Source organism: Pantoea sp. Cr_R13 (assembly GCF_029222565.1).
Lineage (GTDB): Bacteria > Pseudomonadota > Gammaproteobacteria > Enterobacterales > Enterobacteriaceae > Pantoea > Pantoea eucalypti.
In genome coordinates this window covers 776,430-793,345 of the sequence record NZ_JARHXL010000013.1, presented here as the reverse complement: position 1 = coordinate 793,345, position 16,916 = coordinate 776,430, and the positions used below count along the sequence as shown (strand labels likewise).

13 protein-coding genes are annotated in these 16,916 nt (G+C 51.0%); 2 read left to right on the top strand and 11 right to left on the bottom strand.

The features are described from left to right. Window positions 1-7: 7 nt before the first annotated feature. The 5 genes from oppC to P2R09_RS11380 form a co-directional block, all read right to left on the bottom strand. Window positions 8-916, bottom strand: coding sequence for an oligopeptide ABC transporter permease OppC (gene oppC, locus P2R09_RS11400; RefSeq protein WP_003853926.1), 909 nt, complete (start codon window positions 914-916; stop codon window positions 8-10). Window positions 917-930: 14 nt separating this feature from the next. Next, the gene (gene oppB / locus P2R09_RS11395; protein ID WP_003853929.1) at window positions 931-1,851 is read right to left on the bottom strand and encodes an oligopeptide ABC transporter permease OppB; all 921 of its coding nucleotides are present in this window, start codon (window positions 1,849-1,851) and stop codon (window positions 931-933) included. A 92-nt stretch (window positions 1,852-1,943) separates the two neighbouring features. Then, window positions 1,944-3,584: an oligopeptide ABC transporter substrate-binding protein OppA gene (gene oppA, locus P2R09_RS11390; RefSeq protein WP_275769767.1), complete on the bottom strand. Its 1,641-nt coding sequence runs from the start codon at window positions 3,582-3,584 to the stop codon at window positions 1,944-1,946. A gap of 153 nt (window positions 3,585-3,737) precedes the next feature. Beyond that, complete coding sequence (locus P2R09_RS11385) at window positions 3,738-5,372, bottom strand: ABC transporter substrate-binding protein (RefSeq protein ID WP_275769765.1); 1,635 nt, start codon at window positions 5,370-5,372, stop codon at window positions 3,738-3,740. A 570-nt stretch (window positions 5,373-5,942) separates the two neighbouring features. Further along, window positions 5,943-6,590, bottom strand: coding sequence for a YchE family NAAT transporter (locus tag P2R09_RS11380; protein WP_003853931.1), 648 nt, complete (start codon window positions 6,588-6,590; stop codon window positions 5,943-5,945). Window positions 6,591-7,051: 461 nt separating this feature from the next. On the opposite strand from P2R09_RS11380, the gene adhE reads away from it, so the two are divergent. Beyond that, window positions 7,052-9,739, top strand: coding sequence for a bifunctional acetaldehyde-CoA/alcohol dehydrogenase (gene adhE / locus P2R09_RS11375; RefSeq protein ID WP_008925293.1), 2,688 nt, complete (start codon window positions 7,052-7,054; stop codon window positions 9,737-9,739). Window positions 9,740-9,806: 67 nt separating this feature from the next. Here adhE and tdk read toward each other — a convergent pair whose 3' ends face one another. Beyond that, entirely contained in the window at window positions 9,807-10,427 is a 621-nt protein-coding gene (gene tdk / locus P2R09_RS11370) for a thymidine kinase (protein WP_275769761.1), read from the bottom strand. A 409-nt stretch (window positions 10,428-10,836) separates the two neighbouring features. On the opposite strand from tdk, the gene hns reads away from it, so the two are divergent. Then, window positions 10,837-11,253 (top strand): histone-like nucleoid-structuring protein H-NS, encoded by a 417-nt coding sequence (gene hns, locus P2R09_RS11365; RefSeq protein ID WP_275769759.1) that lies wholly within the window; start codon window positions 10,837-10,839, stop codon window positions 11,251-11,253. 71 nt (window positions 11,254-11,324) lie between these two features. Here the strand turns inward: hns and P2R09_RS11360 are convergent, their stop codons facing one another. From P2R09_RS11360 to rssA, 5 genes are all read right to left on the bottom strand, one after another. Then, window positions 11,325-12,332 (bottom strand): NAD-dependent epimerase, encoded by a 1,008-nt coding sequence (locus P2R09_RS11360; protein WP_275769756.1) that lies wholly within the window; start codon window positions 12,330-12,332, stop codon window positions 11,325-11,327. Window positions 12,333-12,346: 14 nt separating this feature from the next. Next, a complete protein-coding gene (locus P2R09_RS11355) occupies window positions 12,347-13,687 on the bottom strand; it encodes a UDP-glucose/GDP-mannose dehydrogenase family protein (RefSeq protein ID WP_003852248.1) in 1,341 nt (446 codons plus the stop codon). Between the two features lie 22 nt (window positions 13,688-13,709). Then, complete coding sequence (gene galU, locus P2R09_RS11350; RefSeq protein WP_008925296.1) at window positions 13,710-14,618, bottom strand: UTP--glucose-1-phosphate uridylyltransferase GalU; 909 nt, start codon at window positions 14,616-14,618, stop codon at window positions 13,710-13,712. Between the two features lie 193 nt (window positions 14,619-14,811). Continuing rightward, window positions 14,812-15,828 carry a two-component system response regulator RssB gene (gene rssB / locus P2R09_RS11345; protein ID WP_275769753.1) on the bottom strand — a complete coding sequence of 339 codons (1,017 nt, stop codon included), beginning with the start codon at window positions 15,826-15,828 and terminating at the stop codon, window positions 14,812-14,814. Window positions 15,829-15,927: 99 nt separating this feature from the next. Next, on the bottom strand, window positions 15,928-16,833 hold the full coding sequence (gene rssA, locus P2R09_RS11340) for a patatin-like phospholipase RssA (protein WP_003852252.1): 906 nt from the start codon (window positions 16,831-16,833) through the stop codon (window positions 15,928-15,930). Window positions 16,834-16,916 lie beyond the last annotated feature (83 nt).

Genomic DNA, 16,916 nt, shown 5'->3' with positions numbered 1-16,916 from the left:
AAACTCCTTAACGATCTTTCGGGTCGAGGGCATCACGCAGGCCATCGCCAATAAAGTTGAAACAGAACAGCGTGACCACCAGGAAGCCCGCCGGATAGAGCAACAGCCATGGCGACACTTCCATTGAGTTAGCCCCATCGCTCAGCAGCGCGCCCCAGCTACTCAGCGGCTCCTGTGTACCCAGACCCAGGAAGCTCAGGAAGGATTCAAACAGGATCATGCTCGGTACCAGCAACGAGGCGTAAACCACCACCACGCCCAGCACGTTCGGCACGATGTGACGTACCACGATTTTCCAGGTTGATACCCCACCGACGTGCGCCGCTTCGATGAACTCTTTGCGCTTCAGGCTCAGGGTCTGCCCGCGCACAATACGCGCCATATCCAGCCATGAAACCATGCCGATAGCGGCAAAAATCAGCAGGATATTACGGCCAAAGAAGGTCACCAGCAGGATCACGAAGAACATAAACGGAAAGGAGTTGAGAATTTCCAGAATACGCATCATTACCGAGTCGGTTTTGCCGCCCAGGTAACCGGCTATAGAGCCATAGAGCGTGCCGACGATCACCGCAATCAGCGCAGACGCCACGCCCACCATCAGTGAGATACGACCACCGATGGCCACACGGACCAGTATGTCACGTCCCGATGAATCGGTGCCAAACCAGTGACCGGATGTGGTATCGGGCGGTGAGGACATCATGGACCAGTCGGTATCGTCGTAGGTGAAATGCGCCAGCATCGGCGCAAAAATCACGAACAGCGTGATCACTAACAACACCAGCAGACTGATTAAAGCTGCCCGGTTATGGATAAAACGACGACGCGCGTCCTGCCAGAGACTGCGCCCTTCTACTTCCAGCTTTTCACTGAACGCATCAAGAGCTTCGCTGTTTTTCTTACTTAACATCATGGCGAACTCCGCAATCAGTAACGAATTTTGGGATCGATAACGGCATAGAGCACGTCAACAATCGCGTTAAACAGAATGGTCAGCAAACCGACCAGGATGGTCAGGCTCATCACCAGTGAGTAGTCACGGTTCAGCGCGCCGTTCACAAACAGCTGACCAATACCCGGCAGACCGTAGATCGACTCAATCACCATTGAACCGGTGATGATGCCGACAAACGCCGGTCCCATGTAGGAAATCACGGGCAGCAATGCGGGCTTGAGCGCATGACGCAGCACAATGCGGCGCAGCGGCAAGCCTTTGGCGCGCGCGGTGCGGATAAAGTTGGAGTGCATCACTTCAATCATTGAACCACGGGTAATACGCGCAATACTGGCGATATACGCCAGCGACAGCGCCACCATCGGCAACAGCATGTAGTTCCACTGACCACCGTTCCAGCCACCGCCGGGCAGCCATTTCAGGGTGATGGCGAAGAGCAGAACCAGCAGCGGCGCGACCACGAAGCTGGGTATCACCACGCCGGTCATTGCCACCCCCATCACCACGAAGTCCCATATACTGTTCTGTTTAAGCGCGGCGATTACACCCGCGGTGACGCCCAGTATCACTGCCAGCAGGAACGCGGCCAGGCCGAGTTTGGCTGAGACCGGGAACGCGTGCGCGACCAGATAGTTGACCGAATAATCTTTGTATTTAAACGAAGGGCCGAAATCGCCGTGCGCCAGCTGCAGCAGGTAATCAACATACTGCTTACCGATGGGATCGTTGAGGTGATATTTCGCCTCAATGTTGGCCATCACTTCCGGGGCCAGGGTGCGCTCGCCGGTAAACGGGCTGCCGGGTGCCAGGCGCATCATAAAGAAGGAGATGGTGATCAGGACGAACAGCGTCGGAAGCGCTTCAAGCAAGCGACGCAGGATGAATTTTAACATTGCCGTACCTACCAGGCTGTTGCATCACAACATATAAATAAGTAAAAAAGGCGGCGCCAGACGCGCCGCCACTGCTGATAGCCTGAATGCTATTAGTGTTTGATAATGTAGAAGTCTTTATCCAGGGTTTTATCCAGTGGATCTTTACCGGTATAACCGCCGACATAAGGCTTCACCAGACGCGTATTTACGTAGTAGTAAACCGGTACGATGGTGCTGTCTTTATCCAGGATCTGCTCCGCTTTCTGATAATCCACTGCGCGGGCTTTCGCATCCGGCGCCTTAATCGCGTCACGGATCACACTGTCAAACGCCTCGCTCTTATAGTGCGAGGTGTTACTGCTGCTGTTAGACAGCATGGTGTTCAGGAATGAGGTGGGTTCGTTGTAGTCCGCACACCAGGCCGCACGCGACACATCGAAGTTACCCTGATGACGGGTATCCAGGAAAGTTTTCCACTCCTGGTTTTCCAGCTTGATGTTCACACCGATGTTTTTCTTCCAGATCGACGAGGCGGCAATCGCCAGCTTCTTATGCAGATCGGAGGTGTTATACAGCAGGTTAAAGGTCAGCGGTTTCTCGGCGGTATAGCCGGCTTCAGCCAGCAGCTTTTTCGCTTCGGCATTACGTTTGTCCTGTGACCATTTGAACCAGTCTGGCGGCAGAATGTCCATGCCGTCGGTTGATGGCGGCGTGTAGCTGTAGGCCGGCTTCTGGCCCTGCGCCAGCACTTTGTTAACCATGATGTCACGATCCAGACCCAGCTTCAGGGCGGCGCGAACGCGTGGATCGGTGAATGGCGCTTTCTGGTTGTTGATTTCGTAGTAATAGGTGCAGAGATAAGGATCGACGTGCAGCTCTTTGCCGTTGTCACGCTGCAGCTTCTTAAACAGCTCGATCGGCAGATTGTTGTAAGTCATGTCGCTGCCGTTCTCGGAGAAGTAACGGTTAACGTCGCTGACTTCGGAACTGATTGGCAGGAAGGTGACTTTGTTCAGCACGGTGTGTTCGTTGTCCCAGTAATTCGGGTTACGCACCAGGGTGATACGCTCGTTGATCACGTGCGCGTCGAGTTTAAAGGCACCGTTGCCGACCCAGTTCTGTGGCTGAGTCCACTGATCGCCAAACTTCTCAATCGCCGGTTTGTAAACCGGTGACATTACGGAGTTGATCAGCAGTTTATCAAAATAGGGAACCGGCTCACTCAGCGTGACTTCCAGCGTGTGATCGTCCAGGGCTTTCACGCCCAGATCGGTAATCGGTTTTTTACCGGCAATGATGTCATCGACGTTCAGGATATGACCATACTGCGGATAACTGGCGTACGGTGAAGCGGTTTTAGGATCGACCAGACGCTCCCAGCTGTAGACGAAGTCCTGCGCGGTCACCGGCTCGCCGTTGGACCATTTAGCATTTTTACGCAGGTGGAACGTCCACACTTTGAAGTCTTTATTTTCGTAACTTTCCGCTACAGCCGGAATCGGTTTACCGTTGCTGTCATTGACCAGCAGACCTTCGTAAAGATCGCGCGCCACGTTGTCTTCCGGCACGCCTTCGATTTTGTGCGGATCCAGCGACTGCACTTCATCGCCATTGCCGCGAATCAGCTCCTGTTTAGCGGCCAGCTCAACGCCTGCGGGCACATTTGCTGCGAAAGCCGCATTCCCTGCCAAAGCACTCACTGCGGCGAAAACACCCGCTGCTATCAGGCTTTTTTTCGTGATGTTGTTCATTATTACACTCCAGTTTTATTATCGTCACCGTGGCGATGCACTGCCCCGGCGTCCCCCGTCTCCGGGCTCCCTGGCCTGTTACCAGGGAGATTGACCCCAAAATGGTCTGTACGTTGATGCGTTCCCGACTGTCTCGCCGTACGGGCGATCAGATCAGTGTTGTTTGATGAAATAGTACTTCAGGTCTGTCATGTCCTGCGGGTCTTTGCCCGTAAAGCCGCCAACCCAGGGCTTTACCAGGCGCACACTTACGCGGTAGTAAACTGGCACAATTGGTGAGTCTTTGTCGAGTTGTGTTTCAGCCTGCTGATACAGGTCGGCGCGCTGCGCCTCACTGCCCGCCGTCAGCGTTTCCTTCATCAGACGATCGAAGGTCGCGCTGCTGTAAAACGCGGTGTTGATCGAGGCGTTGCTGATCAGCATATTCAGGAAGGTTGAGGGTTCGTTGTAATCGGCACACCAGGTAGCACGGACCACGTCATACTGCGCCTGATGGCGGGTCTCCAGCATGGTTTTCCATTCCTGATTCTGCAGTGCCACTTTCGCGCCAAGGTTTTTCTGCCACATCGAGGCGGCTGCAATCGCCTGCCGTTTGTTCTGATCAGAGGTGTTATAGAGCAGCGTAAAGGTCAGCGGATGGGCAGCATCGAAGCCTGCCTCGGTCAGCAGCTTCTTCGCGGCTTCATTACGCTGTGCCTGCGTCCAGGTGAACCAGGCAGGCGGCGTGAGTTTGATACCGGCGGTGAAAGGCGGAGTCAGGCTATACGCGGGAATTTGTCCCTGGGCCATGATCTTATTGGCAATCACTTCGCGATCGAGGGTCATTTTCAGCGCGGCACGAACCCGTGCATCGGTGAACGGCGCCTTTTTATTGTTAATTTCGTAGTAGAACGTACAGAGCAATGGACTGACTTTCACTTCGTCGCCCAGCTCTTTGCGCAGTTTGCCAAACATCTCCGGTGGCACCGCACTGTTGGTCATATCCGTGCCGCCGCTGCGGTAGCGATTGATATCACTGTTTTCAGAGGCGATAGGCAGGAATGTCCCCTGCTCAATGACCGTATGGGCATTGTCCCAGTATTGTGGATTGCGTTTCAGGACGATTTTTTCATTGACGATCCAGTCGTCCAGCGTATAAGCGCCGTTACCAATGTAATGACCCGGACGCGTCCAGGCTTCACCCCACTGCTTAATGGCCGGTTCATAAACCGGCTTCATCGCGGTATGTGCCAGCATCGCGACCAGGTAAGGCACCGGTTCACTCAGGGTAATCTGCAGACGATGGGCATCCAGCGCTTTCACGCCCAGTTGATCAGGTGACGCTTTACCGGCAAGGATGGCATCGATATTGGCAAAATGGGCTGCCTGCGGATAGCTTGAATAAGGCGACGCCGTTTTCGGGTCCACCAGGCGACGCCAGCTGTAGACGAAATCATTCGCGGTTACCGGCTCACCATTGCTCCACTTTGCATCATCCCGCAGATTAAAAATCCAGACGGTGGGTTGCGGATTCTCCCAGCTTTTGGCGACGCCTGGCACCACCTGACCGCTGTTGTCAGTATTGACCAGACCATCCAGCAGGTTGTGAATAATATTGGATTCCGGCACGCCTTCAGTTTTATGCGGATCCAGTGAAGAGACTTCGCTTCCGTTATTAATCACCATCTGCTGTTGCGCAGCCAGGGCCGTTCCCGGCGGAACGGTGGCGGCATAGGCCGGTGAAAACGCCAGTAACAGAACACCTGCGAGTGTGGACCGCTTTTGCTGCAAGTTCTTTATCCCAATCATCCGAAACGCCAACCTTATTTAAGTATCCTGATAGGCTTAAGCAAAAAGCGTTCTCACTTTGGGCTTTCAGAGAAAAAATTCACGTTAAGCCAAAAATTATCAGAAGGCGTTAAGGGGCGCCAAAGCAAAATAACGAAAATGTTAACTAATTCTCTTTTATCATGAGATGTCACGAAGCGGAAGTGTTAATTTTCGTTCTGAAAATATCATATCAATATGAAAAATAGGCGTTTTAGCCGGAAAGCTCTTTGCGAAGCAGGATCAGGTGACAAATTGTGCCAGTTTTGGCATTCATACTGATAAATCCGGCTTCAGCATGATGAAATTCAGGCTTAGCGTAATATTGTGGGGGATTATGAGGCAGAGTTAAAAGTGCAGAGGAGAATATCGTGTGAAAATAGTGACATTATTTCCCATGAAAAAGTCTGTGAGCAAACACGCAGTAATGAAATTTATAATCGTGCCACTCTCTTAAGTATCGCGAATAATTGCATCGTAATGGTGCAATGAAAGGCCATTTTGCACCATTACGGATCATTACTTCATTTCATTGCCTGAAATAAGTGAGGTCTAATTCAGCAGACCGGGAAAAATAGACTTCATACCGGTTACAACAAATTCAATGCCCAGTGCCATCAGTAACAAACCCATGATACGGGTAATGACGTTAATGCCGGTCTGGCCGAGAATACGCACCATTAATGGCGCAGCCCTGAACAGTAACCAGCAACAGAAGGCAAAGATAGCGATTGCCAGGGTAAACCCCATCAGGTTCAGCCAGCTGTGATAACGGGTACTCCAGACGATTGTCGAGCTGATAGCACCTGGCCCCGCCATCAGTGGCAGCGCCAGAGGCACAACGCCCACGCTTTCACGAATCGCCGTTTCTGACTTTTCCTGCTTGTTCTGCTTATCCTCACCCAGCTTGCCGCTGATCATCGACATCGCAATGGTAACGACCAGAATCCCACCCGCAATGCGGAAAGAGTCAATCGAAATACCGAACACATGCAGAATCGCATCGCCCAGAAAAAGTGACGTCCAGAGAATGATGGCCACCGCAAGATTAGCTGTAAGGTTAGTTTTATTACGCTCAGCCACGCCCTGATATCGGGTCATGCTGATGAACACCGGAATAATGCCCACTGGATTGACCAGCGCAAAGAGCCCGACAAAAAATTTTATATAGCCTGATAAATCTAACAGCGCAGGGTTCACGACTTTAACTCCGTACCACAGGGGGGGAAACGCGCCTAATGTATGTGAAAACAGACCCGTACGCCAGATGCTGAGCCAGCTATTTATATAGATGAATGAACGCTCCTTTAGCGCTTTACACCAGAGATTAAAAAGTGACTGGATTTAGACGCTACCAGGCTGACTGCCCGCATGTGAAAGTTCATTTGAGCTGATAAGGGATCAGCGCCGTGCTGAAAGGTGTCAGCCTGCGGTTAAATTGATCTGCATCAAAATTGCCCTACCCCAAACCAGGTAATATTTTCACAACGGAAGCATTAGCGGCATCAATGAAAACGTCTTCACAGACAACGCAAGACTTATTCAGTAAGCAGTTGAAAATCCTGTCATTACATCGTGAAATAGCGCATTTTTTGAGCGTGGCTATACTCAGGGCGCAGGATTGTTTACTAAAAAAGTTTAACTTCCTTCAGGAGAACACCATGGCCGTAACCAATGTCGCTGAACTCAATGCACTGGTTGAACGTGTAAAAAAAGCCCAGCGTGAATATGCCAATTTTTCTCAGGAACAGGTCGACGCCATATTTCGTGCCGCCGCCCTCGCTGCCGCAGATGCCCGCATCCCCCTTGCTAAGATGGCCGTTGCCGAATCCGGTATGGGCATCGTCGAAGACAAAGTCATTAAAAACCATTTTGCTTCAGAATATATCTACAACGCCTATAAAGATGAAAAGACCTGCGGTGTGTTAGCCACCGACGATACTTTCGGCACCATCACCATCGCCGAGCCGATTGGCCTGATTTGCGGTATCGTCCCGACCACCAATCCAACCTCAACCGCCATCTTCAAAGCGCTAATCAGCCTCAAAACCCGAAACGGTATCATTTTCTCGCCACATCCACGTGCCAAAGACGCGACGAATAAAGCGGCAGATATCGTCCTGCAGGCCGCGATTGCCGCCGGTGCGCCTAAAGACATTATCGGCTGGATCGACGCCCCGTCTGTTGAGCTGTCAAACCAGCTGATGCATCACCCCGATATCAATCTGATTCTCGCCACCGGTGGACCGGGAATGGTGAAAGCGGCTTACAGCTCCGGCAAACCGGCAATTGGTGTGGGTGCCGGTAATACGCCGGTGGTGATTGATGAAACCGCCGATGTGAAACGTGCCGTTGCGTCAATTCTGATGTCGAAAACGTTTGATAACGGCGTGATCTGCGCCTCTGAACAATCGGTAATCGTGGTTGATTCTGTCTATGACGCAGTGCGTGAACGTTTTGCCAGCCATGGTGGTTACATGCTGCAGGGCGCCGAGCTGAGCGCAGTTCAGAATATCATCCTTAAAAACGGCGGCCTGAATGCGGCCATCGTGGGTCAACCGGCATTTAAAATTGCGGAGATGGCCGGGCTAACCGTACCAGCAGACACGAAAATTTTGATTGGTGAAGTGAAACTCGTGGATGAATCTGAACCTTTCGCCCATGAAAAACTCTCCCCAACGCTGGCGATGTATCGTGCGAAAGATTTCCAGGATGCGGTTAATAAAGCGGAGAAACTGGTCGCGATGGGCGGTATCGGTCACACCTCCTGCCTTTATACCGACCAGGACAACCAGACTGAGCGCGTGCACTACTTCGGCGACAAAATGAAAACTGCGCGTATTCTGATCAACACGCCGGCTTCACAGGGCGGTATCGGTGACCTCTACAACTTTAAACTGGCCCCCTCTCTGACGCTGGGTTGTGGTTCATGGGGCGGTAACTCTATTTCAGAGAACGTCGGTCCAAAACACCTGATTAATACCAAAACTGTCGCCAAGCGAGCTGAGAATATGTTGTGGCATAAACTTCCTAAATCCATCTACTTCCGTCGGGGTTCACTGCCTATTGCGCTGGAAGAAGTGGCAACGGATGGCGCGAAACGTGCCTTTATTGTCACTGACCGTTTCCTGTTCAACAACGGCTATGCCGACCAGGTCACCCGCGTGCTGAAATCACACGGCATCGAAACCGAAGTCTTCTTCGAAGTTGAAGCTGACCCGACGCTGAGCATCGTGCGTAAAGGTGCCGAGCAGATGAACAGCTTCAAGCCTGATGTCATCATCGCACTGGGTGGCGGTTCACCGATGGATGCCGCGAAAATCATGTGGGTGATGTACGAACATCCGGAAACCCACTTCGAAGAGCTGGCGTTACGTTTCATGGATATCCGTAAACGTATCTACAAATTCCCGAAAATGGGCGTAAAAGCACGGATGGTGGCCATCACCACGACCTCCGGGACCGGTTCAGAAGTCACACCGTTCGCCGTGGTGACCGATGATGCAACAGGTCAGAAATATCCACTCGCTGACTATGCGTTAACTCCGGACATGGCAATTGTCGATGCTAACCTGGTGATGGATATGCCGCGTTCACTCTGCGCCTTTGGTGGTCTGGATGCAGTGACCCACGCGCTGGAAGCCTACGTTTCTGTGCTGGCAAATGAGTACTCTGATGGACAGGCACTGCAGGCACTCAAACTGCTAAAAGAGAACCTGCCAGCCAGTTATGCTGAAGGCGCGAAAAATCCGGTTGCGCGTGAGCGTGTGCACAATGCTGCCACTATCGCCGGCATTGCGTTCGCCAACGCCTTCCTTGGGGTCTGTCACTCAATGGCGCACAAACTGGGTTCAGAATTCCATATCCCTCACGGCCTGGCTAATGCGCTGTTAATCTCGAACGTTATTCGCTACAACGCCAATGACAACCCGACTAAACAGACCGCTTTCAGCCAGTATGATCGTCCGCAGGCCCGTCGTCGCTACGCTGAAATTGCGGACCATTTAGGTCTGAGCGCACCGGGCGACCGCACTGCGCAAAAAATCGAGAAGTTACTGGCATGGCTGGATGAGATTAAAACTGAACTGGGTATCCCGACCTCCATCCGTGAAGCGGGTGTGCAGGAAGCGGACTTCCTGGCAAAAGTCGACAAACTGGCCGATGATGCCTTTGATGACCAGTGTACCGGTGCTAACCCACGTTATCCGCTGATTGCTGAGCTGAAACAGATTATGCTCGACACTTTCTACGGTCGTGAATTTGTTGAACCGTTCTCAAGCGTCGCTCAGGCGGTTGCTGAGCAGCCGGTTAAAGGAATCAAGGCTGATAAGAAGGCGAAAAAGGTCTGATAATGACCCGCTAACGCTCCGAGAAGAAAACCCGCCACGGCGGGTTTTTTATTACCTGAAAAGAGGGTCACGGCAGCGGAGTCTGTGCACCATGAATCGCCTGTAACGAGCCCTGCTCTATCGCCTGTTTATAGTGCTTACGACAGACGGAGATATAACTTTCGTTACCGCCAATCACGACCTGCTCACCTTCACTGAACGGTTTACCTTCACTATCCAGTCGCAGCACCATGCTGGCCTTGCGGCCGCAGTGACAGATAGTTTTAAGCTCAACCAGCTTATCAGCCCATGCCAGCAGATACTGACTGCCCACAAACAGTTCACCCCGGAAATCAGTTCGCAAGCCATAACAGAGCACAGGGATGTCCAGATCGTCCACGACATCAGAGAGCGCTTTGACCTGTTCCCGGGTCAGGAACTGACTCTCATCTACTAACACGCAGTGAATTGGCTGCAAAGCATGTTCAGCAGCAATTTCACTGTAGAGTGCAGTCTCTGCATTGTAGAGCACAGCGGGAGACGAAAGTCCGATGCGGGAACTCACCTGCCCGGCACCAAAGCGATTATCGATCTCAGCTGTGTAGACCAGTGAACGCATGCCGCGCTCCTGATAGTTATAGGAAGATTGCAGCAGTGCAGTTGATTTCCCTGCATTCATGGCAGAGTAATAGAAATAGAGTTGGGCCATAGGAACGTATCTTCATCGGGACTGAACAGAATGGCGCGCATATTAACACAAAGCGCAGGGAATACGTTGACGCCGATGGAGGAATAGAGCGTAATGCCCGCCCGCTTACCGTTAAACAGGCAGTTTATGGCGACCGTCAGGTGCGCCAGGAAAGAGAATAAGTTTTGCTTATTTTAACTGCAATGCAAGCAATGACATTTTTGTTACTGCCTTAAATACATTAAATTTATTTCATATCACACTAAGCGAAAATATTTTTTATTCGGCATAATTGTGAATTATTCCCCCTCAGGTTATTTTAATTTCCAGCGTTATTAGCCGTGATCATTTTTTTATGATTGAAGTTATTTAACGTCACCACTACTATTAGCGGGCAACACAACTTTCCCCTTATTCAGAGACCAGGACAATGAGCGAAGCACTAAAAGTTCTTAATAATATCCGTACGCTGCGAGCCCAGGCCAGAGAGTATTCCGTAGAAACACTGGAAGAGATGCTGGAAAAACTGGACGTGGTGGTAAAAGAACGCCGCGAAGAAGAGTCGCATTTTCAGGCAGAAAATGAAGAACGCACGCGTAAACTTAATCATTATCGTGAAATGTTGCTGGCCGATGGAATCGACCCGAATGAACTGATTAACACCCAGGCCGCGACTCCCCGAACTGCGGCAAAAGCTAAACGCTCAGTGCGCCCGGCTAAATATGCTTATACCGATGAAAAAGGTGAGTCCAGAACATGGACCGGTCAGGGACGTACACCTGCGGTGATCAAAATAGCACTGGAAGAACAGGGTAAAACGCTGGAAGATTTTTTACTGAAACAGTAAACAGTGCCGCGACATTAGTATCAGCCTGATGCGCAAAAAAAAGGAAGCAGACGCTTCCTTTTTTCTTTAAATCAGACGCTGTAAAAATCCCGATACCAGTCAACGAATTTTTTAACGCCCTCTTCAACGCCGGTCTGCGGTTTAAAACCAATGGCCTCAAACAACGCGCTGGTATCCGCACTGGTTTCCAGTACATCACCAGGTTGCATCGGCATCAGATTTTTATTCGCAGTAATACCCAGTGCTTTCTCAATCGCTTCGATATAGCTAATCAACGTAACAGGCTGACTATTACCAATGTTATAAACACGATATGGGGCTGAACTGGTTGCGGGTGAACCGGTTTCAACGGTCCAGTTATCATCCTTCTGAGGAATAACATCCTGCAGACGAACAATCGCTTCAGCAATATCGTCAATATAGGTAAAGTCGCGTTTCATCTGGCCCTGGTTATAAACATCTATCGCTTCACCGGCAATCATTGCACGCGTGAATTTGAATAATGCCATATCCGGGCGGCCCCACGGCCCATAGACGGTAAAGAAGCGCAATCCGGTTGTTGGCAACTGATAAAGATGCGAGTAAGTATGCGACATGAGCTCATTGGCTTTTTTGGTCGCCGCATATAATGATACCGGATGATCAACGCTGTCTTCCGTTGAGAACGGCATCTTGCGGTTCAGACCATAAACTGAACTGGATGAAGCATAGAGCAGATGTTCAATCTTATGATGACGGCAACCTTCAAGGATATTGAGGTGACCGATCAGATTAGCGTCTGCGTAGGCATGAGGGTTTTCGATGGAATACCTGACACCAGCCTGAGCGCCAAGGTGAATAACGCGCTGGAACCTGTTCTGGTCGAACAGTGATGCCATTGCATCACGGTCCGCCAGGTCCATCTCAATAAAGGTAAAACCTGGGTTGGCTTTAATTAAATTGAGACGGGCATGCTTGAAATTTACGTCATAATAATCATTCAGGTTGTCGATACCGACAACCTGGTGACCGGCGGCCAGCAGACGCTGACTAACATGAAAACCAATAAAGCCTGCTGCGCCGGTGACCAGAAAGTTCATAAATCCCTCGTTAATTATGCAGTTTGAATAGACGCTCCGCGGCCGATTGCATAATAAACGAAACCGCGTTTGCTGATACGCTCTGGATCATACAGGTTACGACCATCAAAAATCACGGCTTCTTTCAGCGCATTTTTGATAATGTCGAAGTCAGGCGCACGGAAGTTTTGCCACTCCGTACAGATGACCAGACCGTCTGCACCCTGCAGGGCTGCTTCTTTGGTCCCCATCAGCTTCAGATCGCTGCGGTGACCGTAGATGCGCTGCGCTTCGTCCATTGCTTCAGGGTCAAACGCCTGAACAGAAGCGCCCGCTTCCCACAGAGTTTCCATCAGCACACGGCTTGAGGCTTCACGCATGTCGTCCGTATTAGGCTTGAATGACAGACCCCAGAGTGCAAACGTTTTACCTTTCAGATCGTCGCCAAAATGACGCTTAATGAAGGTAGGCAGTTTATTTTTCTGGTTGTCATTCACATCTTCCACGGCCTGTAACAGACGTGGCTGATAGCCAATAGACTCAGCGGTACGGATTAACGCCTGCACATCTTTCGGGAAGCAGGAGCCGCCGTAGCCACAGCCAGGGTAGATAAAGTGGTAGCCAATGCGGGGATCTGAACCGATGCCCTGGCGTACTTTTTCAATATCCGCGCCTAAACGTTCAGCCAGATTAGACATCTCGTTCATAAAGCTGATTTTGGTTGCCAGCATGCAATTAGCGGCATACTTAGTCAGCTCTGCGCTGCGGATATCCATCATGATCATGCGATCGTGGTTACGGTTAAACGGCTCATAAAGCTCACGTAACAGCTCTACCACGTCGTCGTTGTCAGTACCGACAACGATACGCTCCGGACGCATGCAGTCATTAACTGCAGCACCCTCTTTCAGGAATTCCGGGTTTGAAACCACATCAAATGTGATGTTGGCATCACGCGCTTTCAGCGCTTCCGTCATTACCGCACGAACTTTGTCTGCTGTGCCAACCGGAACGGTTGATTTGTCGATAACCACTTTGTGATCGTTCATATGCTGCGCAATGGTGCGCGCTACGGCGGTCACATATTTCAGATCGGCAGAGCCATCTTCATCTGGTGGAGTACCGACTGCAATAAACTGCATAACACCATGGTTTACGCCCAGCTCAGCATCAGTGCTGAACTTCAGACGACCCGCTTCGTAATTGGACATTACCAGCGGCGTTAAACCTGGTTCGAAAATAGGAATGATGCCTTTTTTCAGATTTTCGACTTTGTTTTCGTCGACATCAATGCAGAGAACGTCATGTCCGACTTCGGCTAACACCGCAGCCTGAACCAGACCGACATAGCCGATACCAAATACAGTGACTTTCATCGAGTTATCCTGTGTTTATGAATTACTTTTTGTTGCCAACTGCGCCATCGAGCCATTCAGAAAAATCTTTGCCCAATACCGGATGACGAACACCGTACTCAACGAAAGCCTGCATATAGCCCAGCTTGTTACCGCAATCATGGCTCACGCCTTTCAGGTGGTAAGCTTCGACAGTCTCTTTTTCCATCAGCATGGCAATGGAGTCAGTGAGCTGAACTTCACCGCCTGCACCTGGAGGGGTTTTCGCCAGCAGTGGCCAGATCTCTGAAGAGAGAACATAACGACCGACTACAGCCAGGTTAGAAGGTGATTCTGACGCTTTAGGCTTCTCAACCACACCGACCATCGGCGCGCTGTCGCCTGGGTTCAGTTCTGCGCCCTGGCAATCAACAACACCATAAGCGGTCACATCGGCAACCGGCTCAACCATGATCTGGCTGCGGCCAGACTCTTCATAACGGCTCAGCATTTCTGCCAGGTTATCTTTGGTTGGGTTGGATTCGTATTCGTCGATGATGACGTCTGGCAGGATAACGGCAAATGGCTCATCACCGATCAGTGGGTGTGCACACATCACTGCGTGACCCAGACCTTTGGCAATGCCCTGACGAACCTGCATGATGGTAACGTGTGGCGGGCAGATTGACTGGATTTCGTCCAGCAGCTGACGCTTAACACGTTTTTCCAGCATGGATTCCAGTTCGAAGCTGGTATCAAAGTGGTTTTCGATGGCATTTTTTGATGAATGCGTTACCAGCACAATTTCGTTGATGCCGGCAGCGATACACTCGTTAACGACATACTGGATTAACGGCTTATCAACCAGCGGTAACATCTCTTTTGGAATCGCTTTGGTAGCCGGGAGCATACGCGTGCCCAAACCCGCTACCGGGATTACCGCTTTTTTTACTTTGGTATTATTGGCAGACATTAAGATACCTCTCTCATAGGCCGTTCAAGTTAATACTTGATATGTCGGTTTAAATTCGGAAATGAGTATATCAGCTAGTATCGAACGGATTTATCCTGGAAGGCATGAAACCGTCGAAATTAAGACTATTACCCAACTGTAAAGCTAAACTCTGGCCCTGTCCTCAGCCCCAGAATCTTTCGTTTTTTAGCCCTTATTCTTCTGTCGACAGCATCAGCCGGATGCGCCCGCCCGCGCCCCACACGTGGCATTGCCAGTTATCAGCACGCTGACTGATTTGGTTTAGATGGGTGCTGCCCATAGTGCCAAGAGGGACGCCATTGCTGAGCTGAATCTGATGGGTATGAACATGAAGTGTGGCGTTTAATCCGGCGGAAACCAGGATTAAGTTTTTTAAACCGCGGTGATAGTAACCAACCAGCAACGGGAACTGACCGCTGAGGTTTGCCTGACGCAGTAACAGATTAACCTGTCTGAGCAATCCATTAAGCTCTGGCAGGCGCTGTTTTTGTCCGCTTAGCTGCTCCTGTAACAGGCCATTGAAGAGAGCACGCAACAGCAACGCCGCCAGCACGCCATTGTCACCGGCGCGCGTGACGTCCAGACAGTAAAATGCCAGATCTTTATCGGAGAGCGCCGCGATATCAAGCACCAGTCCGGGCTGCTCAGCCATTGTCAGCTGGCGGTAGTTAACCCGACAGTTAGCAATCGTCTGTTGTACCGGGGGCTGGAGTTGCTTAAGCAGCTTGGCAGCCGCTTTGGGATCGCGAACCAGCGCATCCCAGTCCTGAAACAGTTGCTCATCCTCTTCCACTTTCGAGGTGAACATAGAGGGATAGAGACACTCATAGACCGCTTCACGGAAGCGTTCAAAATTCTTCAGCGGTTTCAGCAGTACATCCTGCACCCCAAGACGCAATACATGGGCGATATCAGACATGTTCTCGGTAGCTGAGATGATCAATATCGGTACCACATTGCCACGGGTGCGAATGTGCTCAACAAACTGGATGCCGCTCATGCGAGGCATTTCCAGATCGCAGATAATCAGGTCGACAGTATGCTGTTGTAGTTGTGTAATTGCTTCCAGACCGTCTTCCGCTTGTAACGTCACAGCACCCATCGATAACAAAAATTGGTCCAGCAACGAACGGAAAACAGCCTCATCTTCGACAATGAGTATCTTTTTGCCGAGTAGTGGTTTTTCCATTCTTTCCCCCTGCGTACCAGATATTTCAATAGTGGTTCATAAAACGCAGTTGCGCCTTTCAGAATTGCCCGAAGTCACCGCTTTGAATGAACAACTTCATTATCTGCCACGGACCAGTGGTAATAGTTCATCCATTTTCTTCTCTACGGCCGCCCTGCCTGCCTCGATAGCCTCTTCAGCACGATGAAAGTCCAGCGTCGAAATTTGCGGACAGACCGGCTGTATTAAAACGTCGGGTGGATCGCCTGCCATACGGTTCATTTTCAGGCGATTCTCCAGCACCTGGATTGAGGTGGACATAATCTCCATCGCGCCAGGCGACTGAGATGCACGGCGCTGGGTGAAATTCACCAGGCGCTGTCGCAGCTTCCCACCCCAACTCAATGCCGCTGCGGCGGCTTCTTCTTCGCTGTTCTGAGGCGTAACGGAAAAGAGATCCTGCTGCATTAAATGCGCGTCATGCTGTAAATCAACGGCAATAACAATGTCTGCGCCCAGGGCACGCGTCAGTGAGACGGGCACCGGATTGACCACGGCACCATCTACCAGCCAATACCCATTGTAGCCCACTGGCGGTAATAAACCTGGCATACTACAGGATGCACGCACGGCCTGATGTAAATCGCCCTCAGTGAGCCAGAGTTCACGACCGGTACTGAGGTTGGTGGCCACCACGCCAAAAGGTTTATGGCACTGCTCAATCGCATCATTAGGGATAAGCTGACGAACATGGTTGAAAACCCGCTCGCCGCGTAAAAGTCCGCCACGCTGCCACGAGACATCCATAAGACGAATAACATCCCAGTAGCGGAATGCACTGACCCATTTCTGCATCAACGGCAAACGATTATTCACATAGGCAGACCCAACCAGTGCGCCGACTGAGCAACCTGCAACAACGTCGATCTCAATGCCAGCACGCTCCAGGGCGTTGATTACACCAATGTGTGCCCATCCTTTTGCCGCTCCAGACCCCAGAGCCAATCCAATTTTTACTTTTCTCATTTGTATCTGGTCCTGCCGTCAATACGTAGCGTCACAACGTGGGGTCAGCTAACATAGCGCGCCTGTGAAATCGACTCATCATT